Raw genomic sequence first — 22,248 nt, forward strand, 5'->3', positions numbered from 1 at the left:
CGCCCCTCAGGCCGGATTGATCAGCAGCCCGTCGACCTTCGCGTCCGTCTTCACGATGTCGCCGCGCACCCGCGCCTTGCCCGATGCGACGAGCTTCACGCAGGCCGGGTAGAGCTTGTGCTCCGCCGCGAGGACGCGAGTCGCGAGCGCGTCCGGCGTGTCACCGCTGAGCACCGGCACGGCCGCCTGGCCGATGATCGGGCCATTGTCCATTTCAGCACGGACGAAATGCACCGTGCAGCCATGCAGCTTCACGCCCGCCTCGATCGCGCGCTCATGCGTGTGCAGGCCCGGAAAGGCAGGCAGCAGCGACGGATGGATATTGATCAGCCGGTCGCGCCAGTGATTGACGAAATCGGCGGTCAAAAGGCGCATGAAGCCGGCGAGACAGACCAGCTGCGCACCGGCGGCCTCGATCAAATCGCTCATCACCGCTTCGAAGGCTTCGCGCGTCTCGTATCCCGCATGGTCGACGACGGCGGTCGGCAGGCCGGCTTCCCTGGCGCGGTCGAGCCCCCCCGCATCGGGACGGTTCGACAGGACAAGCGCGATCTCGGCCGGGAAGCCGGGTTGCGCGCAGGCGTCGATCAGCGCCTGCATGTTCGAGCCGCGTCCGGAGATCAGTATGGCGAGCTTGGTTCTGGCCATCGTTCTACGCCGACTTCAACGCCCCGCACACGAAGGCAGTTTCGCCCGCGGCTTCGAGGTCCGCGATGACGCCATCGGCATCGTCCGCGGCGACCGCGAGCACCATGCCGATCCCGCAATTGAAGGCGCGCGCCATTTCGCTGTCCTCGACGCCGCCCGTCTTCGCCAGCCAGTCGAACACGGCCGGACGTGTCCAGCTGGAATAGTCGATGACGGGCTTGAGGTGATCCGGCGTCATGCGCGGCGGATTTTCCACGAGACCGCCGCCCGTGATGTGGGCGAGGCCCTTGATCCGGCCCGAGCGGATCACCGGCATCAGCGCCTTCACATAGATCCGCGTCGGCGCCAGCAGCGCGTCGCCCAGCGTCTGCGACGGATCGAACGGCGCGGGCGCGTCCCAGCCGAGACCCGACAGGCCGACAATCTTGCGGATCAGCGAATAGCCGTTGGAGTGCGGCCCGGACGAGGGCAGGGCGATCAGCACATCGCCGTCCTGCATCGTCTCGTGCTTGGGCAGCAGGGCATCGCGTTCCGCCGCGCCGACGACGAAACCGGCGAGGTCGAAGTCATCGCCGGAATACATGCCCGGCATTTCCGCGGTTTCCCCGCCGATCAGGGCGCAGCCGGACTGGCGGCAGCCCTCGGCAACGCCGGACACGATCTGCTCGCCGCGCGCCGGATCGAGCTTTCCGGTGGCGAAATAGTCGAGGAAGAAGAGCGGCTCCGCGCCCTGCGCCAGCACGTCATTCACGCACATGGCGACGAGATCAATGCCGATCGTGTCGAGCCGGCCGGTGTCGATCGCGATGCGCAGCTTGGTGCCCACGCCGTCCGTGCCGGAGATCAGCACAGGATCGGTGAAGCCGGCGGCCTTCAGATCGAACGCCCCGCCAAAACCCCCGAGCGCCGCATCCGCGCCGGGGCGCCTTGTCGAGGCGGCATGCGGTTTGATCCGGTCGACCAGCGCGTCGCCCGCATCGATATCGACGCCGGCATCGGCATAGGTCAGGGAATTGCTCTTCGATTCGCTCATATCGGGTCCGGCTCAGGCTTGCGTGTATGCACCGAATAGGTCAGGCACGGGCTTCACCCATGCCGCAGGGCGGGTATAGTCGCAAGTCAGCCCTGCCGACAGGAGTCTTTTCCGTGCGCATCCTTCTCGCCGTTCTGGCACTTGTCATCACCGCCTTCGCCGGTTCAGCGCGCGCGGATACGCCTTTCACCGTGACCGGGGTCGAGATCGACGCCTCGGCCGCCAACGCGCTCGAAGCCCAGACCGTCGCGATGCGCGAAGGCCAGGTCGCAGCGACCCGCGTCCTGATCAATCGCCTGACCCTGCCGGAAGACCGGGGGAATCTGCCGCCGATCGGCGCGGAAACCGCGGCCTCCCTGATCACCGGCCTGCAGGTGACCGACGAACAGCGCAGCGCCACGCGCTATCTCGGCGAGCTGACGGTGAATTTCTCGGCGCGCGAGGTGCGCGACTTCCTCAATGGTGCCGGCGTGCCCTTCGTCGACGCACAGGCGCGCGAAACCCTGATCCTGCCGGTGCTGCGCACGGGCGATGGCCTCCTCCTGTGGGGCGGCAATCCGTGGATGGAGGCATGGCGCGAAGGGGGCTTCATCCATGCCCTGACCCCCATCCGCGCGCCGGAAGGCGATGCGGGCCGCATGTTCATCGACGCGCAGACCGCGGCGAATTACGACACGCAGGCACTGCACGACATCGCCCAGGCCTTCGGCGTCCAGTCCGTCGCCGTGATTGTCGCCAGCGGCGGCGAGGGCGGCGTCAGCTTCAACGGCAATATCTTCGAATTCGAGCGCGGCGAAGTCGTCGCCACGACCCCGGTCTCCGGTTCCTCCGGCGGATACAATGGCGCGGCAGCGCGCGTGATCGACCAGCTGGAAGACGCCTGGAAGCGCCAGGTCGTGGTGCGCGGCGGTTCGGCTGCGGAGATCCGCGTCACCGTGCTCTACAATTCCCTCGAACAGTGGAGCCGCCTCCAGACCGCGCTCACCGGGGCCTCGCTGATCTCCAATGCGCGCCTCGATGCGGTCACGTCGACCGGCGCGATGATGACGCTGACCTATCGCGGCAGCGCCGAACAGCTGCGCCGCGAACTGGATGCGCGCGGTGCCGTACTTGGTCAGGACCCCGATATGGGGCTGACGGTGACCCCGCGCTGACACCTGCCGGACGGCCAATGCCATGAGTGAACAACTGGCGCTCGGTTTCGGGCCGCGAGACGAATTCAACGCTGCGGGTTTCGTCGCCAGCCCGTGCAATGCGGATGCGCGCGCCGCGCTGGAAAACTGGCAGGCCTGGCCCGGTCATGCCCTGGCGCTGATCGGCCCGGCCGGCAGCGGCAAGACCCATCTCGCGCGCATCTGGCAGGATCGCACGGGCGCGGTGCAGATCGACGCGCGGCGGATCGGTGAGACGCTGGACGCGCTGAGCCCCGAGACGCCTGTGGTGGTCGAGAATGCCGACCGGGGTGTCGACGAGGATGGCCTGTTCCACCTGATCAATCGCGCAGGCCAGGATGCCTTGCCCGGCCTTTTGCTGACCGCGCGCAGCGCGCCGTCCACCTGGCCGGTCAACACGCCGGATCTGCGCTCCCGGCTCGCGGCGGTGCCGGTGGCGGAACTGACCGAGCCGGACGATGCGCTCTTGCGGCAGGTGCTGCAGAAACTCTTCCGCGACCGGCAAAGTCCTGTCACGCCCGGCCTGATAGACTACCTCCTGCCGCGCATGGAACGCTCGATCGATTCCGCGCGGCGGCTGGTGGCGACGCTGGACCTCGTGGCGCTCGGGCGGCGCACACCGGTCACGCGGGCGGTGGTGCGTCAGGTTCTGAAAGACCTGTCGGAAACAGGCGAGTCGGATAATCTGGACGAGTGATGGAAAGCATGGACGGTCAGACCGCGAACACAGTGCCGGGCGCCGCCGCATCGAACAGCGATGCCGGGGCCGCGCTGCTGAATTCGCCTGACCGCTTCCTCAACCGCGAACTCAGCTGGCTGCAGTTCAACATGCGCGTGCTGGAAGAGGCATCCAACAAGCAACATCCGATCCTCGAGCGCCTGCGCTTCCTGTCGATCTCCGCGAGCAATCTCGACGAATTCTACATGGTCCGCGTCGCCGGCCTGCGCGCGCAGGTGCGCAACGGCGTGACCAGCCCTTCGATCGACGGCCTGACCCCTGCGGAGCAGTTGGCACGCATCAACCAGTTCGCTGGCGAGCTGATGGACGAGCAGCTGACGCGCTGGCGCCAGGTCCGCCGCGAAATGGCCCGTGCGGGCGTGAAACTGCTTGAAGCCGACCAGATTTCGAAGACGGACCGGGACTGGCTGCGCTCCGACTTTCTTGAACACATCCTGCCGGTGATCACGCCGCTGGCGATTGACCCGGCGCACCCCTTTCCCTTCATCCCCAATCTGGGCTTCGCGCTGGCGCTGAACCTCCGGCGCAATGCCGACCGCAAGCCGATGACGGCGCTGATTCCGCTACCCACAGGCGTGCGGCGCTTCGTCGAGCTGCCGGTGCGCCGCCGCAACAAGGCCGGCAAGCCGATCAAGCGTTTCGTGGCGCTCGAGACCGTATTGATCCTCTTCCTAGACACGCTCTTCCCCGGCTACACGCTCGAAGGGAAGGGGACATTCCGCATCCTGCGGGACAGCGATATCGAGATCGAGGAAGAGGCCGAGGACCTTGTTCGCGAATTCGAGCAATTGCTGAAGCAGCGCCGCCGCGGCGTGCTGGTTCGCTTGAAAGTCTCGGCGGAAATGCCGGTCGAACTGAAACGCTTCATCGCCCAGCACCTGAAAGCCGATCTTTCCGACGTGCTCGTCGTGGAAGGCATTCTTGGCCTGGCGCAACTCAGCCAACTGATCCCCGACGATCGGCCCGACCTGCTGTTCGAGCCCTATGAGCCCCGCTTCCCCGAACGCATCCGCGATCACGGCGGGGATTGTTTCGCGGCGATCCGGGCGAAGGACATCATCGTCCATCACCCGTATGAGAGCTTCGACGTCGTCGTTCAGTTCCTGCGCCAGGCGGCCGCCGATCCGGACGTCGTCGCGATCAAGCAGACGCTTTACCGGACCTCGAAGAACTCCCCCATCGTCGCGGCGCTGATCGAAGCCGCCGAGGCGGGCAAGAACGTCACCGCCGTCGTCGAACTGAAAGCCCGGTTCGACGAGGAAGCGAACCTGAAATGGGCGCGTGATCTCGAACGCGCGGGCGTGCAGGTCGTCTACGGCTTCATCGAGTATAAGACCCACGCCAAGGTCTCGCTGGCCGTCCGCCGCGAGGGCGGCGACCTGCGCACCTATGCGCATTTCGGCACGGGCAATTACCACCCGATCACCGCGAAGATTTACACCGACCTGTCGTTGTTCACCGCCGATCCGGCCTTCGGCCGGGATGCGGGGCGCTTCTTCAACTACGTCACCGGCTACGCGCGTCCCGAGGACATGGAGCGCCTCTCGACCTCGCCGGGCGACATGAAGGGACTGATCCTGCAGCATATCGAGCAGGAGATCGAAAACGCGAAGGCCGGAAGACCCGCGGCAGTCTGGGCGAAGATGAATTCACTCGTCCACCCGGCCATCATCGACGCGCTTTACCGCGCCAGCCAGGCCGGTGTGCGGATCGAGCTCGTAATCCGCGGCATCTGTTGCCTGCGTCCCGGCGTGCCGGGCCTGTCGGACAATATCCGGGTGAAGAGCATCGTCGGCCGCTTCCTCGAACATTCGCGTATCGTCTGCTTTGCGAATGGCGGCGAGATGCCGAGCGAACGGGCCAGGGTCTTCATCTCTTCGGCGGACTGGATGCCGCGCAATCTCGATCGACGCGTCGAAGTGCTCTGCCCGATCCAGAACCCGACCGTGCACCGCCAGATCCTCGACCAGATCATGGTCGCCAACCTCAATGACGAGGCCCAGTCCTGGTATATGCAGCCGACCGGCGAGTATGAGCGGGTTGATACGGCCCGCCGCGCCAAGCCGTTCAACGCCCACGCCTGGTTCATGACCAATCCCAGCCTGTCGGGCCGCGGACAGGCACTGAAGAACGACCAGCCCGCCACGCTGCCGTATTCGGGACCGCGCCTTTGAGCCTTTTCGGAAGCCGAAGCGACCGCGACATCGCCGTCATCGACGTCGGCTCGAACTCGGTGCGTCTGGTGCTCTTCCGGCTCGAGGGACGGGCGTTGTGGCCGATCTTCAACGAGAAGGTTTCCGCCGGTCTCGGACGGGGCATGGGCAAGACCGGGCGTCTGAGCGAGGAGGGCGTCGAAACCGCCGCCCGCGCTCTGAAACGCTTCGCCGCGCTGCTCGATGCCCGCAAGGTGAAGGAACGTTATGCCGTGGCCACGGCGGCGGTCCGCGCCGCCGAGGATGGTCCGGATTTCGTCGAACGCGTCCGCGAGGAAAGCGGCATCTCGATCAACGTCATCACCGGTGAGGAGGAAGCCCGCCTTTCGGCACTCGGCGTTCTTGCCGGTATTCCGGATGCGGACGGCGTGGCCGGTGACCTCGGCGGATCGAGCGTCGAGCTGACCCCGATTTCGGATCGCAAGACATCCGAAGGGATCAGCCTGCCGCTCGGACCATTGGCCCTTCCGGACGGGCTCGATACCGATCGCAAGACGATGAAGAACTTTGTCGACGAGGGGTTGGACGAATCCATCGCCATGCTGCGCGAGCAGGGCAAGACGCTCTATGCCGTCGGCGGAGCCTGGCGCGCATTGGCGCATCTGGCGATGGAAACGCTCGATCACCCGCTGCGCGTCCTGCATCAGTATGAACTGAACCAGAAGGATGCGGCCAAGATCGCCGACTTTGCGGCCTCGACTTCATCGGCTTCGATGTCCGGCGTTCAGGGCGTCTCCGGAAAGCGCGCCGATCAGCTGGCCTATGCCGGCCTCTTGCTGAAACGGCTCATGAAGCTGGGGAAGTTCAAACGCGTCGTATTTTCCGCCTATGGCCTGCGCGAAGGCGTCGTCTTCGATCACCTGTCGAAGCAGCTGCAGGCCGACGATCCGCTCATCGCCGGAGCCGACGCTCTGGCTTCGCCAGCCGCCCCGGCCCCGGAATTCGGCCGCGCGCTCGGTGAATGGCTGGAGCCGGTCTTCGCGGCGAAGGCGGAAATCCTCGGCGAGCGAGGTCCACTGGTTCGCTCTGCGGCCTGCCGGCTGGCCGATCTCGGCGCACGCTTCCACCCCGATCATAAGGCCAACTTGTCACGCGAACTGGTGCTTTACGCCCCCTTCGCAGGGGTGGCGCATGCCGAGCGGGCCTTTCTGGCGCTGGCGATTCATCACCGTTATGCCGGAAAGAAGCCGCCCGCAGACACGCGCATTTTCGATGCGCTTCTGAGCGAAGATCAGCGGGCCGGGGCGGTCGCACTCGGGCTCGGCATGCGGCTGGGCGCGGCCCTGTCCGGCCGGTCGGAGGACTTGCTGTCGCGTTTCTCGCTCGTCGTGGAGAACGGATCGCTCCGGCTCGAAACCCCCGCACGCGAACGCGAACTGGTGATCGAACGGGCCGCCTCGCGCTTCGAGCAATTCGCCGAAGCCGTCGAGAGAAGGCCTCAGATCGCCGAAACCGGCTGACGCGTTTCGGCTTCGAACCGGAAATTACACGTCGCGCGCGGCGACTTTTCCGTTTTCCAGAAGCAGCGCGATCTTGCCGCGTTTCAGCTTCAGTGCGGTATCCCCGAACACCTCGCGCCGCCAGCCCTGCATCGCCGCCACGTCTGCATCATCCTTCGCCGCGATGGCTTCGAGGTCCGGCACGGTTGCGATCAGGCGCGGAGCGACGCCGATATCGTCGGCCACCAGCTTCAGGAGCACTTTCAGAAGTTCGGTTGTCGGACCGGCCCCGGCAGGGGGCGGTTCCGGCGGCGTCACGCTCGGCGCGTGTTTCTTCGGATCGCTCAGCGCGATCTTTAACGCCTCCAGCAAACGCTCGGCCGGCTTGGAGCGTTCGAAACCGCGCGGGATGGACCGCAGTTGCGACAGCTGCTCCGGCGAGGTCGGTGCGGCGTGCGCGATCTCGTAGAGGCCCTCGTCCTTGATCACGCGCTGGCGCGGCATGTCGCGCGTCTGGGCCTCGTGCTCGCGCCAGGCGGCGACAGCCTTCAAAGCTGCGAGCCATTTCGGCGTCATCTTGCGCAGCTTCAGCCGCTTCCACTGGTCGTCGGGATTGAGCGCGTACGTGTCCGGATTGGACAGAATACCCATCTCCTCCGCGACCCAGGACAGGCGATCCTTCGACGCCAGCCGGTCGCGCAGGATCGGATACATGTCGCGCAGATGCGTGACGTCGGCGAGGGCATAGCCCAGCTGGTGGTCGGACAGCGGCCGGCGCGCCCAGTCGGTAAAGCGCGCGCCTTTCTCGACATTCCGCTTCAGCACCATGCGCACGAGATTGTCGTAGGCGACGCTGTCGCCGAGGCCGAGCGCCATGGCAGCGACCTGGCTGTCGAACATCGGCGTCGGGATCAGCCCCTGGCCCTTGTGATAGAAGATTTCGAGGTCCTGCCGCGCGGCATGGAAGACCTTCACCACGCTCTCGTCGCGCAGAAGCGCGAAGAAGGGCTCAAGATCAATCCCGTCGGCCATCGGGTCGATCAGCACCTCGGTCTCGCCGCCCGCCGCCTGGATCAGGCACAGGATCGGCCAATAGGTGCTTTCCCGCATGAATTCTGTGTCGATGGCGACGAATTCGCACTGCCGCAGCGCAGCGCAGGCTTCCGCCAGGTCCTGGGTCTTTGTGATCACATTCATGGGGACCGGGTTTAGCGATGCGCTGCGGCTTTGGCGAGGCAGTGTGTCAGGCGGGCATGTTCTTTCCTCGGTGCCCGATCCACCAGCGCCAGAAGGTGAGCACGGCGAACACGCTGCTGACCAGCGCGATCAGGAGAAAGGCGGTCGGGATCGGCAGGCTGAACAGGGCCAGGATCGCCAGCGTCGCCTGGCCAAGCGTCGCTGTCGCCGCGTTCAGGATGCCGCCTGCGGCTAGCAGGCGCCCGCGTTTATCAGCAGGCGCGCGCCGCTGCGCCATTGCCTGCAACGGCACCACGAACAGGCCGGCGGAGATGGCCGCGAGGCCAAGATCGGCGATCAGGCGCCAATTGCCGCTGTCCGCGATGAACTCGGCCGAGGTGACAAGCACTGCGTCCGCAGGCACGGGCGGGTGCCCCATCGTCTGCCAGGCGACGTCGAGCGGGAAGAGGACCAGGCCGACCGCACCGGCGATCGAAAACGGCAGGGCGTCCCCGTTTCCCGACAGGGTGCCGCAGAGAACCGCGCCGATTGCCGCGCCGATCGTGAACAGCGCGCTGAAGAACAGGACGACGGTCGCGTCTGCACCCAGCACGTCGCGTGCGAAATTCGGCATCAGTGTCACGATGGAGGCCGCGAGCATCCAGAACCAGGCGGCGCCGATCAACGGGCGCAGCACGTCGGGCGCGCGCAGGGCGTGACCGAAGACGCGGATCGTTTCGAAGACGAAGTTGTAGCTGACTTTCAGCTCCGGGGTCGCCGCAGGGGTCGTTGGCAAGGCGCGCGCGGCCAGCCAGCCGATCACGGCAATGGCGACGAGAATCGCGGCCACGATTTCCGGACCCGCTGTTCGCTCGATCAGAACCGTGCCGAATCCGACGCCGAGGAGGACAGCCATGTTGAGGCTGCCGGAAATCAGCGCATTGCCCGGAACCAGTTCCTGCGGCGCCAAGAGGGTCGGCAGGGCGGCGTTCTTGGCCGGCGCAAAGAAGGCAGACTGCGCCCCCATCAGGAACAGCGTCCCCATCAGGAGCCACGGATTCTCCAGCAGGAAGCCCGCTCCGGCGAGAATCATCAGCCAGATTTCCGCAAACTTCGTGAAGCGCAGCACACGCGTCCGGTCGAACACGTCCGAGACGCGCCCCGCCATCGCCGAGAACAGGAAAATCGGCAGGGTGAAGAGCGAGGCCGCGATGGGTACCAGGACCGTGCTCGGAAGGTCCATCACCGTCATGCCCTGATAGGCGACGAGGGTAACGAGCGCATAGCGGAAGAAGTTGTCGTTGAAGGCACCGAGCGTCTGGGCGACCAAAAGCGGCAGATAGCGGCGCTGGCCGAGGAGACTGAGGGCAATCCTGGCGCTCATGACCGGCCCTCCGCTTCGAGTTCACGCGTGCGGGCCGAGACCCGGTCTTCCAGCGTTCTCATGAAGTCCTCCTTCGACAGGCCCGGCGCGATCGGATCGAGGAACTCGATCACCGCCGTGCCGGGATGCTTGGCCCAGTCCTGGCGCGGCCAGAACAGTCCGAGATTGGTCGCGACCGGCACGACCGGGCGGTCGAGCATGGCGTAGAGCCGGTAGACGCCCTTGCGGAAGGGCTTGGTTTCGCCGACTTCGGTCAGGTGGCCTTCGGGATAGATCAGGATCGGCCGCATCTCGCCGTGCGAGCGGTGGATGCCGTCCTTCAGCGCCTCGATCGATTTCCGCCCGCCGCCATTGTTGACGACGATCGCCCCGGCCCGGGTGAGAATCCAGCCGATCAGCGGGAATTTCAGCATGTGGTCGCCGACCACGAAATTGATGTCGCCGGTCTTCGCCATCATCGCGATGCCGTCGCCCCACGACTGGTGCTTGGCAGCGATGATGACGGGCTGGTTTCTCGGCGGCGTGCCGCGCACCTCCACCTTTATGCCGGCGACATGGCGCATCAGAAAAACGGTGAAACGCGTATACGACCGGACGCCGTGCATCAGGAAGAAGCGGCCCGGGATCAGGCCGACAACCGCGCACAGGATCGCGTAGATGCCGGACATGCCCCAGTAGAGGGTGTTGAACAGGAAGGCGCGCATGGCGTGTCTCCTCAGCCCGTCTTCAGCACGGCCATGACGGCGCGCACGAACTGGTCGACATGACCGGTGAGGGGGGAACGGATCCGTCCGAACAGGCGGTATTCGCCAGCCTGCATCACCACGCCCATCGCCATTGCGCTTTTCAGTTCCGGGTCGTCCTTCGGGATTTCACCCGCCGCCATCGCGGCTGCGACCCGGCGTGCCATGAGGGAGGACGGGTCGGCCCCGCCATCGCCGGAGCGCGCGAGGAAGACGTTCCGCTGCGTCAGGTGGTAGGCGAATTGCGACGGCTCGGTTTCGGCGAGCTCGCAGAACGCGCTGACCACCGCGCGGACCGTCTGCTCCAGCGATGCGCCTTCGGCGAGGGTTTCCTTCACCAGACCCATCAGCCGCTTGTGGATCGCCTCGAATAGCTGGCGGGCAAGGGCCTCCTTGCTCTCGAAGTGGCGGTACATCGCTCCGTCGGAGAGATCACACGCCTTGGCGATGTCCTTGATCGACACGCCGTCGATGCCGTGTTCAGCAAACAGGCGCAGCGAGGCGCGTTCGATGCGGGCCTTCGTCGAGCCGTCAGGGGCGCTGACCCCGCGCTTGGGGTCCTCGCGCATGAACAGCGCCTTGTTGAGGTATTTCGACATCCGCAAACACTCCATGTGAGTGATCATTCACAGGAGGAATATCCGATCTGTGGATAACCCGCAAGTGAATACTTACTTACAAAATCTCGTGCGCATTTGACCGGCGTTTGCGGATGGCGCCGAAAGATGGGCGTTCTGACCGCCTCGATTCCTTGACAGGCAGGCCGCTTCGCGGGCATGTCGCGCCCTTCTGACCGATGCTTTCCCCCGAAGGGTTTTTCGCCATGCACGCCTATCGCTCGCACACTTGCGGCCAGCTCCGCGCCTCCGATGTCGGCGCCACCGTCCGCCTGTCCGGCTGGATCCACCGCAAGCGCGACCATGGCGGCCTGCTTTTCGTCGACCTGCGCGACCATTACGGCCTGACCCAGTGCGTGCTGGAGCCGGAGAACGCGCACTTCGCCAAGCTGGAACGCCTGCGCGTGGAAAGCGTCGTCACCATCACCGGCAAGGTCGTGGCACGCTCGGAAGAGACGAAGAACGCCAACCTGCCGACCGGCGAGATCGAGCTGCGCGTCGAGGACATGTCGGTCCAGTCCGAGGCCGAGGAACTTCCGCTGCCGGTGTTCGGGGAGCCGGAATGGTCCGAGGAAGTGCGCCTGAAGCACCGCTATCTCGACCTGCGCCGCGAGAGCCTGCACAAGCGCATCGTCCTGCGCTCGAAAATCATCGAGTCTATCCGCCAGCGCATGATCCGCGGGGGCTTCACCGAATATCAGACGCCGATCCTGACGGCGTCATCGCCGGAAGGCGCGCGCGACTATCTCGTCCCGTCCCGCCTGCATCCGGGCAAATTCTACGCGCTGCCCCAGGCGCCGCAGCAGTTCAAGCAGCTGATCATGGTTTCCGGCTTCGACCGGTATTTCCAGATCGCGCCCTGCTTCCGCGACGAGGATGCCCGCGCCGACCGCGCGCCGGGCGAATTCTACCAGCTCGACATGGAGATGAGCTTCGTCACCCAGGACGACGTCTTCGCGGCGATCGAACCGGTCCTGCTCGGAACGTTCGAGGAATTCGCGAATGGCCACGCCGTGACCAAGGCCCCGGTCCCGCGCATCCCCTATGCCGAGGCGATGCAGAAATACGGCTCCGACAAGCCGGACCTGCGCAACCCGATCGAGATGTGTGCCGTCACCGACACCTTCGCCGGGTCGGGCTTCAAGGTGTTTGCCGGCATGATCGAGAAGAACCCGGCCGTCGAGGTCTGGGCGATTCCCGCGCCGGGCGGCGGCAGCCGCGCCTTTTGCGACCGCATGAACGCCTGGGCGCAGAAGGAAGGTCAGCCGGGTCTCGGCTACATCTTCTTCCGTGACGGTGAGGGCGCCGGTCCGATCGCCAAGAATATCGGCGAGGAACGCACAGCCGCACTGCGCGACAAGCTGAACCTGAAGGATGGCGACGCCGTCTTCTTCGCCGCCGGTCAACCGAAGGACTTCGCCGCCTTCGCCGGCCGCGCCCGCAATGTCGTCGGCCGCGAGCTCGACCTCTACGAGAAGAACGTCTTCAAATTCTGCTGGATCGTCGATTTCCCGATGTATGAGTGGAACGAGGACGAGAAGAAGGTCGACTTCTCGCACAACCCGTTCTCGATGCCGCAGATGGACGCCGACGCCTTCATGGCGCTCGACAAGAACGACCATGAAGCCCTTCTGGGCATGAAGGCGTATCAGTACGACATCGTCGTCAACGGCGTCGAACTGTCGTCGGGCGCCGTGCGGAACCACCGCCCGGACGTGATGCTGAAAGCGTTCGAGTTTGCCGGTTACGGCCCGGAAGTGGTCGAGGAGAAGTTCGGCGGCATGCTGAACGCCTTCCGCTACGGCGCGCCGCCGCACGGTGGTATCGCGCCGGGTATCGACCGCATCGTCATGCTGCTGGCGGGCGAGGAAAACCTGCGCGAAGTCGTGATGTTCCCGAAGGACCAGCAGGCGCGCGACCTGATGATGCAGGCGCCGGCCGATGTCGATCAGCGCCAGTTGCGTGAACTGCACCTGCGCTGCGTGGTGACCGAGCCGAAGAAGGACTAGTTCGGCTCGGGCTCCGGCTCGTCCTCGTTGAAGGGGGATGTGTCGGCGGGCTTCGGCGGCATGGGCGGGGCGATCGGTTCGCCCTCCAGTTCGGACCCGAATTCGACTTCGCCGTCCTCGTTGCGGAATTCCCACCGGAAGCCGTAGCGCTGCTCGCCGCTCGTCACGACATCGCCATCGGGCGATACGACAAAGCTGTAGCTCGTCCCCGGAACCCGGACCTGCTGCGGGAAGCGATGGTCGCGCATCATGTGCTCCATCGCCTCAAGGCGTGCCCGGGCCGCGGCCAGTTCCGCTTCGCGGCGTTCCGCCTCGGCCGCATTCACCTCGGCCATGGCAGCAGTGCGCTCTTCTTCGCGGCGAAGCTCTTCCAGCGCCGCTTCGATCGAACGGCGTACCTCGGTGAGGTCCCCGGACCGGCGCACTTCCAGCATGACCTCGTTCGGAATCTGGGCGCCGACATCGCGCAGGGCGGAGACGGCGGCTGCCTGGGCTTCCAGGATCCGGGCGGTATCGACCACCTGCACGGTCCGGCCATTGCTGGAAACCGTCACATATCCGCTCGCGCGCATTGCTGCGGGGGGGCAGGGGGGTACGGCCAGATCGCCGGGAAGGTCGGTTTCCTCATCGCCGCAGGCTTGCACCAGCTGGGCTTCGGTCAGGCCGCGCGCGCGGGTGAACTGTGCGCCGGCCAGCACGGCGCCATCGAGCCGCGCCCCTGTGAAGTCGGCGCGTTCCAGACGAGCGCCGGTGAAGTTTGCAGCGCGCAGATCCGCATTGATGAAAACGACCCGACTTCCCTCGGCTTCGGTAAAGTCCGCCCGCGGCAAGCGGGAATCCCGGAACATCGCCCGGTCCAGCGTCGCTTCGATGAATTCGGCATGGTGCAATTGCGCGCGCGCCAGAACGGCGTTCGACAGGTCGGCGCCCTGGAAGCTGACCATGACCAGCCGCGCCCCGGACAGATCGCTGCCTGTCAGGTCCGAGTCCGTGAAACGGATCCGGTCGCCCTGGATGTTGATCAGCTGCGTATTGCTGAGATCGCTGTCGATGAAGGCGACACCGGAAAGCCGGACGCCCGACAGATTGGCATCGTTGAAATTCGTGTCGGCGAACCGGCATTCCTGCAGGCCGGCATTGATCAGCGTCGAATGCGAGAAATCGGACTGGTCGAACTGCGCGCCGATCACCAGGGCGTCCGAAAGGTTCTGTCCGGCAAAATCACATTCCTGGCAGCTGCCCGAAATCGTCACCCGGCGGTGCGGGTGCTGGCCGCCATTTCCGGCGTCAGCCGCGGCGGCAAGGGCGGTAGCGGCACAGCCGCCGAGCAGGAGGGTGGAAAGCGATCGCATCATGTCATGTCTGCGATACGCCAAACATGCTGCAGGATCGACTTAAATTGCGGTAAGCGCACGGTTGGCTGGAATTAACGGCAGCGCGGAACCCGCAAGCCCGCCGGCAATTCGGTCGTGGCATCACCGCAGGCGGTATTGAGTTGCGCCTGGGTCAGGCCCCGCGCCCGGCGCATTTCCGCACCGGAAAGGATCGCCCCCGTCAGGTCCGCGCCGGAGAAGTCCGCGCCGCCGAAATAGCCGCCGACCAGGTTGGCCTCACGCAAATTTGCATTACGGAAACTGACGCCGGTAAAACGCGCGCCGAACAAATTTGCGACCGACAGGTCGCACGCCGAAAGGTTCGCACCGTTCATCGTTGCAAGGCTCAGATCCGCCTGGCGCAGGCGCGAGCCGGACAAATTCACATTCGGCAGGTCGCGGTAGGCGAGGTCGGCCTGGAACAGATTGCAGCCGGAACACGAGGCTCCGCCCTGGACGCGCGCAATCTGGGACGCGTCCTGCGCAAGCGCCGGTGCAGCAGAAAGGGCGACAAGCGCGGCGGCGGCGATCAGACGTTTCATCCTGATACGGCTCCATTGTGACCGGCCCCCGGCCCTGCAAGTGCCGGGCCGCTTTCCTGCAAGCAATCCCGCCCCGCACGCCATTGCCCCGGTCCCGGTTTCGTGCGACTCGATGGCGGACAGGGGGGCGGATGGGATCGTTTATCAACGAGCTTCGGCGCAGGGGCGTGATCCGCGCGATCGCGGGCTATCTCGTTGCGGCCTGGCTGATCCTGCAGGTGGTGGCGGCGGTCGAGAACGCCGCAGGACTGCCGGTCTGGTCCGACGGGCTGGCCCTGATCGTGCTGATCGTCGGCTTCCCGATTGTCGTTTTCATGGCTTGGTCGTTCGACCTGACGCCGGAGGGCCTCAAGCCGACAGTCGTCGAGGGCGCGGTCGCCGAACCGACCAAGGCGCTCGACTATGCGATGTTCGCCGCAATCGCTCTGTTCTGCGGCCTGATCGCGTGGCAGCTGGCGTCGCGTCCGGCCCTGTTCACCGGGCAGCGCCCGGGGGACACGGTCGCGTTGGTCACACCGGCCGCGGCCGGCCCGCCGGCCGAAGTGGCGGTCGCGCCGCCGCCGGAACTCTCCGTCGCCGTGCTTCCGTTTTCTGCCTTCTCGTCCAACGAGGACGATGGCTATTTCGCCGATGGCCTGACCGAGGAAATTCTCAACTCGCTTGCCTCTCTCCCCGACCTTCTGGTGACGTCGCGAACCTCGGCCTTCCAGTTCAAGGGGCCGGACGTGCCGCCCATCCCGGAAATCGCGCGCAGCCTGAATGTCGCGCATGTCCTCGAGGGGTCGGTGCGCCGGTCCGGGGACCAGATCCGCGTGACGGCGCAGCTGATCCGCGCCTCCGATGACCGGCACCTCTGGTCGCAGACCTATGACCGGTCGCTCGATGACGTGTTCGCAATCCAGGAAGAGATCGCCGAAGCCGTCGCTTCCGTGCTGGAAATCGTGCTCGACGAGGATGCGCGTCGCCGGATGCGCAATTCCGGCACACGCAGTTTCGAGGCCTTCATCGCCTATCAGCGCGCACTCGAACTCTGGAACGAAGCCCATACCAGCGGGGATTTCACCCTCCTCGAAGAGGCTGACCCGCTGTTCGCCGCCGCGACCGAACAGGCTCCGGACTTCTTTCAGGCCTACCTCTTGCGCAGCGACCGGCATTCGCACCGGCTGGTCGAGATGTCGGAGAGCAATGAGCCGATCGATCAGGCGGCCTGGGACGCGCTTGAGGCCGAACGCGTCGCCTTGCTTGACGAAGCGATGCGCACGGCAGACCGGCTGGCACAGCGTTCCATCGTCGCGTCCAACCGTTTGCTGTTTCAGGACGACTGGTCGAACGCCTCGATCGTCATTCTCGACTCGTTGACGTCGGAAGATTGTCTCAACGACAACTGGCTGCAGACTCTTGTCGTGCTCTATCCGAATCTGGATGCGCGCCTCGTCTATGCCAACCGTCTTTTGACGTGCGACCCGCTCAATCCCGAAGCGCAGCTGGCGCGAGCCGACACGCTGATCGCGCGCGGTGACTATGAAGCGGCGTTGGCCGATGCTGACCGCCTGTTCGAAATGGATCAGATCCTGGAGAGCGAAACGATCCGGCTCGAAGCGTTGATGGGTTTGGAGCGCTATGAAGACGCCCGCGCCATGCTCGACGAGAGCTGGCATTGGGAAAACTACCGGCTCGACGCGCGGCTGGGGAACGCCGAAGCGCTCGCTGCGCTCTATGACGAACTCGCCTCGGAGGACGACTGGTCGGCCCTTATCGTGAGCGCCATTGCCGGCCGCCGTGAAGAAGCGAATGCGATCGCAGCGCGCATGGATGCCCGCCCACTCGGCGCGGTCAGCCTGATGGACGCGATTATCGGCTGCGGCTGCGGCGCACCCTTCGATCTCGAAGCGACGCCGAATTTTGCAGCCCGACTCGAAGGCAGCAGCCTGTCATGGCCGCCCCCAGCCGATCTCGGCTTTCCACTAATGGACGGGGCGGAGACCCCCTAATTCCGCCAACCGCAGGCGTCGCAGATCTGACCGCCTTCGGTCGCTTCCAGCAGGGTGAAATGCCCGCATTCCGGGCAGGGGTCGCCGTCGTAATTGTCCGGCCCGCGCGCCTTGGAGGCTTCTTCAACCGGCTCTTCCTTCGGCTTGCGCCGGTCCGCGCCCAGCATCACGACATTGTCCGGCAGCTGGCCGCGCGAAAAGCCTTTCGAAATGAAGTGCGCCGCGGTCTCGGCCATGAATTTCTCCCGCGCCACGCCGCGCCCGATCCCGCCGGTATTGTCCGGCTCGGTCTCGGCGAGGTCCTCCCGGCCGAGATAGGAGACGGCGAGCTCCCGGAACAGATAGTCGAGGATCGAGGTCGCGTGCCGGATCGAGTCATTGCCTTCGACCGGTCCCGCCGGTTCGAAGCGCGTGAACACGAAGGCGTCGACGAATTCCTCCAGCGGCACGCCGTATTGCAGGGCGATCGAGATCGCGATGGCGAAATTGTTCATCAGAGATCGGAAGGCCGCGCCTTCCTTGTGCATGTCGATGAAGATTTCGCCGAGTTCGCCGTCCTCGAACTCCCCGGTATGGAGATAGACTTTGTGGCCGCCGACCGTGGCTTTCTGGATATAGCCCTTGCGGCGGTCCGGCAGCTTGCGGCGATCCGCCGAGCGTTCGACGATCCGCTCGACCATCTTCTCGGCGAGACGGACCTGCTCCGGCGTTTCCGCGACCGCTTCAAGCGTGTCCAGGAGAGCGGTAAAGCCCGACCCGTGCCGCTGGACGGTCAGCAGCGGCAGTTTCATCTGCGCCGCCGCGCGGATCAGGGTCGCGACGGTTTCAAGCTCGGTTTCCGCGGGCAGGGTGATGTCGGCCGCGACCGGGCCGTCGAGGCGCGCCGCGAGCGTCGCCGCCAGGATCAGCACGGCTTCCGGGCGCGGCGGCGCGAACGCATCCGCCGGCACGCCGCGCGGCGGTTCCGGCAGTTCGAATCGCAGGCGCGACAGGCCCGCGGCGACACAGCGGCGCCACTGTAACGCGCCGTCGATTTCAGTGGTCAGCCCGTCGAGTGGCGCGATCCCGTCGCTTTCACTGCCCAACAGGCGGGCGGATACGGGTTCGGGGGCGCAGGCGCCGACCGTGACACGGTCCCCGGCGGAGGCTTCCGCCGTCTCGCCGATTTCGCGCACCAGCGCCATCGCCTCGTCGCTGTCATAGGCATGGCCGAGCGCGGCGAACAGCGCCGCGAAGCCGGTCAGATTGATGTGTCCCGCCGCGCCCTTGCCGCCGCGGGCGCGGAGAGCCTCGCCGATCAGGGCGAGATGACCCGACAACCGCATGCGGTCGAACCCGTCCGGTCCGGCGAAGGCTTCGAGATCGATTGCGAAACCCGGTCCCTCGGCCGTGCGGACGTCACTGAAGGCGAGGGCAGGGGCGCTGTGCGACCAAAGGCTCCTCGCCGCCCCGCGCCAGAGGTCCGCACGTGCCAGATCGCCCTCGGTGAGGGTCAGCACCGGCCATGCAGGCTCGGGGGCGGGATCGGCGGCCTGTACCGGTTCCTCGATGCCCTCGCGCGCGAGGTCGATCGTACGTTCCAGGGCCTCGTCCGGCACGCCCGCGCGCCGCGCATCGCGCAGCGCCTTGGCCAGTTCGGTATTGCGGCGCGGATCGGTCTCGCCGTCCGGTCCGATGGCCACGCGGACGGCATCCAGCCGCTCGGTCAGGATGCGCGTGCCGACATCGCGGCGGCTGGCCTCCAGCGCCGTGTCCGCAATCCGCGCGAACAGGGCCGGGCCTTCGGCCGCGTCAACGGGAGCAGGCGCGGCTTCGACGGTCAGATGGCCCGCCCACAGGGCCGGGCTCGGCGCGATCTCGCGCCTTGCGATCGCCGAGGCGAGGCTTTCGGCGGTCTCACCATCAAGCTTCAGCGCGGAGCAAAGCGTGCTCAGCGCGGCGCGGATATCCGTCTGCCCCGCGGCGTCGAGAAAGGCGAGGCCCGCGGCCTCGTCCCAGCCCATGGGCAGAACGAGGTTGATGGGGTCGGCGTCCGGATCTGGGGCGACCGGTACCACTTCGGTTGCCAGGTCCGCGAAATCGGAACCCGTCTTGCGCCGTCCGGCCATGATTGCCCCTCTCGCCTCAGGTCGCGGCGCGCATGCGCCGAATCGCGAACAGGATAAGGCGCTTGCGCCCCTGCACCAAAAGCGGCGGCTCGCACTGGACCGGGCGGGTTCAAGGCGGCATATTCCGCCCGGATTCTGAACCCCGAAACCGACCGGAGCGGCCGCACCCGATGGGACTTTTCGCCAAGATCTTCGCATGGTGGGATGACGCCACGCCCGGCACCTTCTTCACGCTCGCCAAGCGTGCGGAGAAGATCGGTGAGGACGAATACGGCAACCGCTACTACCGCGAACGCAAGCCCTCCGGGGCCAGCGGCCGCGAGCGCCGTTGGGTGGTCTACAAGGGCTATGCCGACGCGAGCCGCGTGCCGGCCGACTGGCATGGCTGGCTGCACCACACCTTTGACGAGCCGCCCACCGACGCGCCGTTGCCGCGCCAGAAGTGGGAGCTGGACCACAAGCCGAACCTCACCGGCACGCTCCATGCCTACCGCCCGACCGGCAGCCTTGCCGTTCCCGGTCCGCGCCAGCGCGCCTCGGGCGACTACGAATCCTGGACGCCGGACGCGTGAATCGCTTTCGCCTTGGCGATGCCGCAAAGCCGGGACATGCTGGACCCATGATCAGATCGCTTGTTACCGCGTTGATGTTCGTCGCTTCGGCTGGTTTGGCCGCTGCGCAGGAGTCCGGCCCGCAAACGGGCGAGCAGCCGGAAATGCGGTCCGATCGCCCCGCACGGCAGGAATTGACCAGCCGGCCCGGTTCCGTCCTGGTGCTGCGCGGTCTCGACAAGATCACCGCCCGCACCGAGGACTTCGAGATCCGCGTCGGCGAGACCCATGTTTTCGGTTCGCTGGAGATCACGGCGCGCTATTGCCGCCGCCGCCCGCCGGAAGAGACCCCGGAAATCTTCGCCTTCATGCAGATCGCCGACCGCCGCACCGACGGTTTCGGGTCGGAAGACGAGAGCGAGACCGTGTTTTCCGGCTGGATGTTCGGATCGAACCCGGCGCTCAACCCGCTCGAACACCCCGTCTATGACGTCTGGGTGATCGACTGCAGGGCCTGATCGCCGCTGATCACGTCCGGCAGGGCGTGAAAATCCGCATCGACTTCGATCGCTTCGGCGAGGCGCTCGCGATAGGCCTCGCGCGTGATCACCTCTGCGCCGAATTGTTCGAGATGCGCGGTCGTGAACTGCGTGTCGAGCAGGGTGTATCCACCGGCCTTCAGCCGCGCGACGAGATGGACCAGCGCGACCTTTGACGCATCGGTCGCACGGGAAAACATGCTTTCCCCGAAAAAGGCGGAGCCAAGCGCGACGCCATAGAGCCCGCCCACCAGATAGCCGGCATCGCGGCATTCCACGCTGTGTGCGTACCCCGCTTCGTGCAGCATCAGATAAAGCGAGCGAATCCCCGGATTGATCCAGGTCTCCTCCCGGCCTGCGCCCGGGGCCGCGCAGCCGTCGATCACGCCTGCAAAGTCGCGATTGATAGAAACTTCGAACGGTTCGCGCCGGACCGTCTTCCTCAGGCTGCGGGGAATATGGAAGCCGTCGAGCGGCAGGATGCCGCGCTCGTCCGGTTCGAGAAGATAGATGCGCGGATCGTCCCGGCCCTCGGCCATGGGAAAGACGCCCCGCGCATAGCAGTCGAGCAGGTCGGCCGGGCCGAAGCCCTTCACGCCGCCTCGCCGGCCGCCTTGCGTTCGGCGAGCCAGCTCTCCAGCCAGCGGATGTGATAATCGCCCGAGACGAAGGCGGGCTCCTCGAGAAGGTCGAGGAAGAGTGGCTTTGTCGTCTTCACGCCGGTCACGACCAGCTCGTTCAGCGCGCGCTTCAGACGCAGCAGCGCTTCCGGCCGGTCACGGCCGTGCACGATCAGCTTGCCGATCAGGCTGTCGTAATAGGGCGGGATCGAATAGCCGGCATAGAGCGCGCTATCGAGCCGCACGCCGAGCCCGCCCGGCGCGTGGAATTCCGTCACCTTGCCGGGGGAGGGCGCGAACGTCGCCGGATCCTCGGCATTGATCCGGCATTCGATGGAGTGGCCGTTGAAGACGATGTCGTCCTGCGTCATCGACAGCTTTTCGCCGGCTGCAACGAGGATCTGTTCGCGTACCAGGTCGAGCCCGGTGATCGCCTCGGTCACCGGATGCTCCACCTGCAGGCGGGTATTCATCTCGATGAAGTAGAACTCGCCATTCTCGTAGAGATACTCGACCGTCCCCACGCCGCGATAGCCGATGGCTGCAACCGCATCGCGCGTGATCGCGCCGATTTCCGCGCGCGCCTTGGCGTCCAGAGCCGGTGAGGTGGCTTCTTCCAGAACCTTCTGGTGACGGCGCTGCAGCGAGCAGTCGCGTTCGCCCAGATGCACGCAATTGCCATGCGTATCGGCCAGGATCTGGATTTCGATATGGCGCGGCTTGCCGAGATATTTCTCGAGATAGACCGAGCCGTCGCCGAAGGCCGCCGCCGCTTCCGAAGACGCGGTCTGAACGGCGCTGCGGAACATCTTGGCGTTCTCCGCGACCTTCATGCCGCGTCCGCCGCCGCCCGCCGCGGCCTTGATCAGCACCGGATAGCCGATATCGGCGGCGATCTTTTCGGCCTCGTCGATGTCCGAAATGCCGCCGTCGGAGCCTGGAACGACCGGGATTCCGGCATCCTTCACCGCCTTCTTCGCGGTGATCTTGTCGCCCATCAGCCGGATATGCTCCGCCGTCGGCCCGATGAAGGTGATGCCGTGCGCCTCGACGATTTCGGCGAAGCGGGCATTTTCGGACAGGAAGCCGTAGCCCGGGTGAACGGCCTGCGCCCCCGTGATCTCGCACGCGGCGATAATCTGGGGAATGTTCAGATAGCTCTTGCCGGCCGGCGGCGGCCCGACACAGACGCTTTCGTCGGCCAGTCGGACATGCATGGCGTCCGCATCGGCTTCGGAATGGATCGCCACGGTCTGGATGCCCATTTCCTTGCAGGCCCGGTGGACCCGGAGGGCGATCTCGCCGCGATTGGCGATCAGGACTTTATCGAACATCTCGGACGGCTCCCGCG

At 65.8% G+C, this 22,248-nt stretch carries 19 protein-coding genes; 8 read left to right on the forward strand and 11 right to left on the reverse strand.

Annotation, left to right across the window (positions count from 1 at the left end; genetic code table 11):
- Window positions 1-6: 6 nt before the first annotated feature.
- Together purN and purM are read right to left on the reverse strand one after the other, a co-directional pair.
- The gene (purN, locus tag L5876_RS02740; RefSeq protein ID WP_236954551.1) at window positions 7-648 is read right to left on the reverse strand and encodes a phosphoribosylglycinamide formyltransferase; all 642 of its coding nucleotides are present in this window, start codon (window positions 646-648) and stop codon (window positions 7-9) included.
- Between the two features lie 4 nt (window positions 649-652).
- Window positions 653-1,681 (reverse strand): phosphoribosylformylglycinamidine cyclo-ligase, encoded by a 1,029-nt coding sequence (gene purM, locus L5876_RS02745; RefSeq protein ID WP_236954552.1) that lies wholly within the window; start codon window positions 1,679-1,681, stop codon window positions 653-655.
- Between the two features lie 113 nt (window positions 1,682-1,794).
- Between purM and L5876_RS02750 the strand changes: the two genes are divergently transcribed.
- From L5876_RS02750 to L5876_RS02765, 4 genes are read left to right on the forward strand one after another with little or no spacing between them, the layout of a single operon-like run.
- Window positions 1,795-2,835 (forward strand): DUF2066 domain-containing protein, encoded by a 1,041-nt coding sequence (locus L5876_RS02750; protein WP_236954553.1) that lies wholly within the window; start codon window positions 1,795-1,797, stop codon window positions 2,833-2,835.
- Window positions 2,836-2,857: 22 nt separating this feature from the next.
- Window positions 2,858-3,550, forward strand: coding sequence for a hypothetical protein (locus tag L5876_RS02755; RefSeq protein ID WP_236954554.1), 693 nt, complete (start codon window positions 2,858-2,860; stop codon window positions 3,548-3,550).
- Window positions 3,550-5,766 carry an RNA degradosome polyphosphate kinase gene (locus L5876_RS02760; RefSeq protein WP_236954582.1) on the forward strand — a complete coding sequence of 739 codons (2,217 nt, stop codon included), beginning with the start codon at window positions 3,550-3,552 and terminating at the stop codon, window positions 5,764-5,766. Before L5876_RS02755 ends, L5876_RS02760 begins: the two co-directional genes overlap by 1 nt.
- Entirely contained in the window at window positions 5,763-7,265 is a 1,503-nt protein-coding gene (locus tag L5876_RS02765) for a Ppx/GppA family phosphatase (protein WP_236954555.1), read from the forward strand. The genes L5876_RS02760 and L5876_RS02765 overlap by 4 nt, the downstream gene beginning before the upstream one ends.
- 24 nt (window positions 7,266-7,289) lie before the next feature.
- Here the strand turns inward: L5876_RS02765 and rnd are convergent, their stop codons facing one another.
- Genes rnd through L5876_RS02785 form a run of 4 tightly spaced genes read right to left on the reverse strand, consistent with a single transcriptional unit; the run spans window position 7,290 to window position 11,146 of the window.
- Complete coding sequence (gene rnd, locus L5876_RS02770; protein ID WP_236954556.1) at window positions 7,290-8,441, reverse strand: ribonuclease D; 1,152 nt, start codon at window positions 8,439-8,441, stop codon at window positions 7,290-7,292.
- A gap of 46 nt (window positions 8,442-8,487) precedes the next feature.
- Window positions 8,488-9,804, reverse strand: coding sequence for an MFS transporter (locus L5876_RS02775; RefSeq protein ID WP_236954557.1), 1,317 nt, complete (start codon window positions 9,802-9,804; stop codon window positions 8,488-8,490).
- A complete protein-coding gene (locus L5876_RS02780; RefSeq protein ID WP_236954558.1) occupies window positions 9,801-10,508 on the reverse strand; it encodes a 1-acyl-sn-glycerol-3-phosphate acyltransferase in 708 nt (235 codons plus the stop codon). Before L5876_RS02780 ends, L5876_RS02775 begins: the two co-directional genes overlap by 4 nt.
- 11 nt (window positions 10,509-10,519) lie before the next feature.
- Window positions 10,520-11,146 (reverse strand): TetR/AcrR family transcriptional regulator, encoded by a 627-nt coding sequence (locus L5876_RS02785; RefSeq protein WP_236954559.1) that lies wholly within the window; start codon window positions 11,144-11,146, stop codon window positions 10,520-10,522.
- Between the two features lie 224 nt (window positions 11,147-11,370).
- On the opposite strand from L5876_RS02785, the gene aspS reads away from it, so the two are divergent.
- Window positions 11,371-13,173: an aspartate--tRNA ligase gene (aspS, locus tag L5876_RS02790; RefSeq protein ID WP_236954560.1), complete on the forward strand. Its 1,803-nt coding sequence runs from the start codon at window positions 11,371-11,373 to the stop codon at window positions 13,171-13,173.
- On the opposite strand, the gene L5876_RS02795 is transcribed toward aspS, so the two are convergent.
- Together L5876_RS02795 and L5876_RS02800 are read right to left on the reverse strand one after the other, a co-directional pair.
- On the reverse strand, window positions 13,170-14,528 hold the full coding sequence (locus L5876_RS02795; protein WP_236954561.1) for a pentapeptide repeat-containing protein: 1,359 nt from the start codon (window positions 14,526-14,528) through the stop codon (window positions 13,170-13,172). The two genes, aspS and L5876_RS02795, sit on opposite strands and share 4 nt — an antisense overlap.
- A 71-nt stretch (window positions 14,529-14,599) precedes the next feature.
- On the reverse strand, window positions 14,600-15,088 hold the full coding sequence (locus tag L5876_RS02800; protein ID WP_236954562.1) for a pentapeptide repeat-containing protein: 489 nt from the start codon (window positions 15,086-15,088) through the stop codon (window positions 14,600-14,602).
- A 131-nt stretch (window positions 15,089-15,219) separates the two neighbouring features.
- On the opposite strand from L5876_RS02800, the gene L5876_RS02805 reads away from it, so the two are divergent.
- Window positions 15,220-17,079, forward strand: coding sequence for a hypothetical protein (locus L5876_RS02805; protein WP_236954563.1), 1,860 nt, complete (start codon window positions 15,220-15,222; stop codon window positions 17,077-17,079).
- Here the strand turns inward: L5876_RS02805 and L5876_RS02810 are convergent.
- Window positions 17,076-19,187: a hypothetical protein gene (locus L5876_RS02810; RefSeq protein ID WP_236954564.1), complete on the reverse strand. Its 2,112-nt coding sequence runs from the start codon at window positions 19,185-19,187 to the stop codon at window positions 17,076-17,078. The genes L5876_RS02805 and L5876_RS02810 overlap by 4 nt on opposite strands.
- A gap of 170 nt (window positions 19,188-19,357) precedes the next feature.
- Here L5876_RS02810 and L5876_RS02815 point away from each other — a divergent pair, with 170 nt between their 5' ends.
- Complete coding sequence (locus L5876_RS02815) at window positions 19,358-19,759, forward strand: NADH:ubiquinone oxidoreductase subunit NDUFA12 (RefSeq protein WP_236954565.1); 402 nt, start codon at window positions 19,358-19,360, stop codon at window positions 19,757-19,759.
- 47 nt (window positions 19,760-19,806) lie between these two features.
- Window positions 19,807-20,256, forward strand: a complete 450-nt coding sequence (locus L5876_RS02820; protein WP_236954566.1) for a DUF2155 domain-containing protein — start codon at window positions 19,807-19,809, stop codon at window positions 20,254-20,256.
- On the opposite strand, the gene aat is transcribed toward L5876_RS02820, so the two are convergent.
- Both aat and accC read right to left on the reverse strand, forming a co-directional pair.
- Complete coding sequence (gene aat, locus L5876_RS02825; protein ID WP_236954567.1) at window positions 20,223-20,873, reverse strand: leucyl/phenylalanyl-tRNA--protein transferase; 651 nt, start codon at window positions 20,871-20,873, stop codon at window positions 20,223-20,225. The two genes, L5876_RS02820 and aat, sit on opposite strands and share 34 nt — an antisense overlap.
- Complete coding sequence (accC, locus tag L5876_RS02830) at window positions 20,870-22,231, reverse strand: acetyl-CoA carboxylase biotin carboxylase subunit (RefSeq protein WP_236954568.1); 1,362 nt, start codon at window positions 22,229-22,231, stop codon at window positions 20,870-20,872. The genes aat and accC overlap by 4 nt, the downstream gene beginning before the upstream one ends.
- Window positions 22,232-22,248 lie beyond the last annotated feature (17 nt).

Origin of the sequence: Hyphobacterium sp. SN044, from assembly GCF_021864465.1 — a bacterium.
Lineage (GTDB): Bacteria > Pseudomonadota > Alphaproteobacteria > Caulobacterales > Maricaulaceae > Hyphobacterium.

Excerpts from the sequence above, each read along its gene's own strand:
- purN (WP_236954551.1), bottom strand. The coding sequence starts at position 648 with ATGGCCAGAACCAAGCTCGCCATACTGATCTCCGGACGCGGCTCGAAC.
- purM (WP_236954552.1), bottom strand. The coding sequence starts at position 1,681 with ATGAGCGAATCGAAGAGCAATTCCCTGACCTATGCCGATGCCGGCGTC.
- L5876_RS02755 (WP_236954554.1), top strand. The coding sequence starts at position 2,858 with ATGAGTGAACAACTGGCGCTCGGTTTCGGGCCGCGAGACGAATTCAAC.
- L5876_RS02760 (WP_236954582.1), top strand. The coding sequence starts at position 3,550 with ATGGAAAGCATGGACGGTCAGACCGCGAACACAGTGCCGGGCGCCGCC.
- rnd (WP_236954556.1), bottom strand. The coding sequence starts at position 8,441 with ATGAATGTGATCACAAAGACCCAGGACCTGGCGGAAGCCTGCGCTGCG.
- L5876_RS02775 (WP_236954557.1), bottom strand. The coding sequence starts at position 9,804 with ATGAGCGCCAGGATTGCCCTCAGTCTCCTCGGCCAGCGCCGCTATCTG.
- L5876_RS02780 (WP_236954558.1), bottom strand. The coding sequence starts at position 10,508 with ATGCGCGCCTTCCTGTTCAACACCCTCTACTGGGGCATGTCCGGCATC.
- L5876_RS02785 (WP_236954559.1), bottom strand. The coding sequence starts at position 11,146 with ATGTCGAAATACCTCAACAAGGCGCTGTTCATGCGCGAGGACCCCAAG.
- aspS (WP_236954560.1), top strand. The coding sequence starts at position 11,371 with ATGCACGCCTATCGCTCGCACACTTGCGGCCAGCTCCGCGCCTCCGAT.
- L5876_RS02795 (WP_236954561.1), bottom strand. The coding sequence starts at position 14,528 with ATGATGCGATCGCTTTCCACCCTCCTGCTCGGCGGCTGTGCCGCTACC.
- L5876_RS02800 (WP_236954562.1), bottom strand. The coding sequence starts at position 15,088 with ATGAAACGTCTGATCGCCGCCGCCGCGCTTGTCGCCCTTTCTGCTGCA.
- L5876_RS02805 (WP_236954563.1), top strand. The coding sequence starts at position 15,220 with ATGGGATCGTTTATCAACGAGCTTCGGCGCAGGGGCGTGATCCGCGCG.
- L5876_RS02810 (WP_236954564.1), bottom strand. The coding sequence starts at position 19,187 with ATGGCCGGACGGCGCAAGACGGGTTCCGATTTCGCGGACCTGGCAACC.
- L5876_RS02815 (WP_236954565.1), top strand. The coding sequence starts at position 19,358 with ATGGGACTTTTCGCCAAGATCTTCGCATGGTGGGATGACGCCACGCCC.
- L5876_RS02820 (WP_236954566.1), top strand. The coding sequence starts at position 19,807 with ATGATCAGATCGCTTGTTACCGCGTTGATGTTCGTCGCTTCGGCTGGT.
- accC (WP_236954568.1), bottom strand. The coding sequence starts at position 22,231 with ATGTTCGATAAAGTCCTGATCGCCAATCGCGGCGAGATCGCCCTCCGG.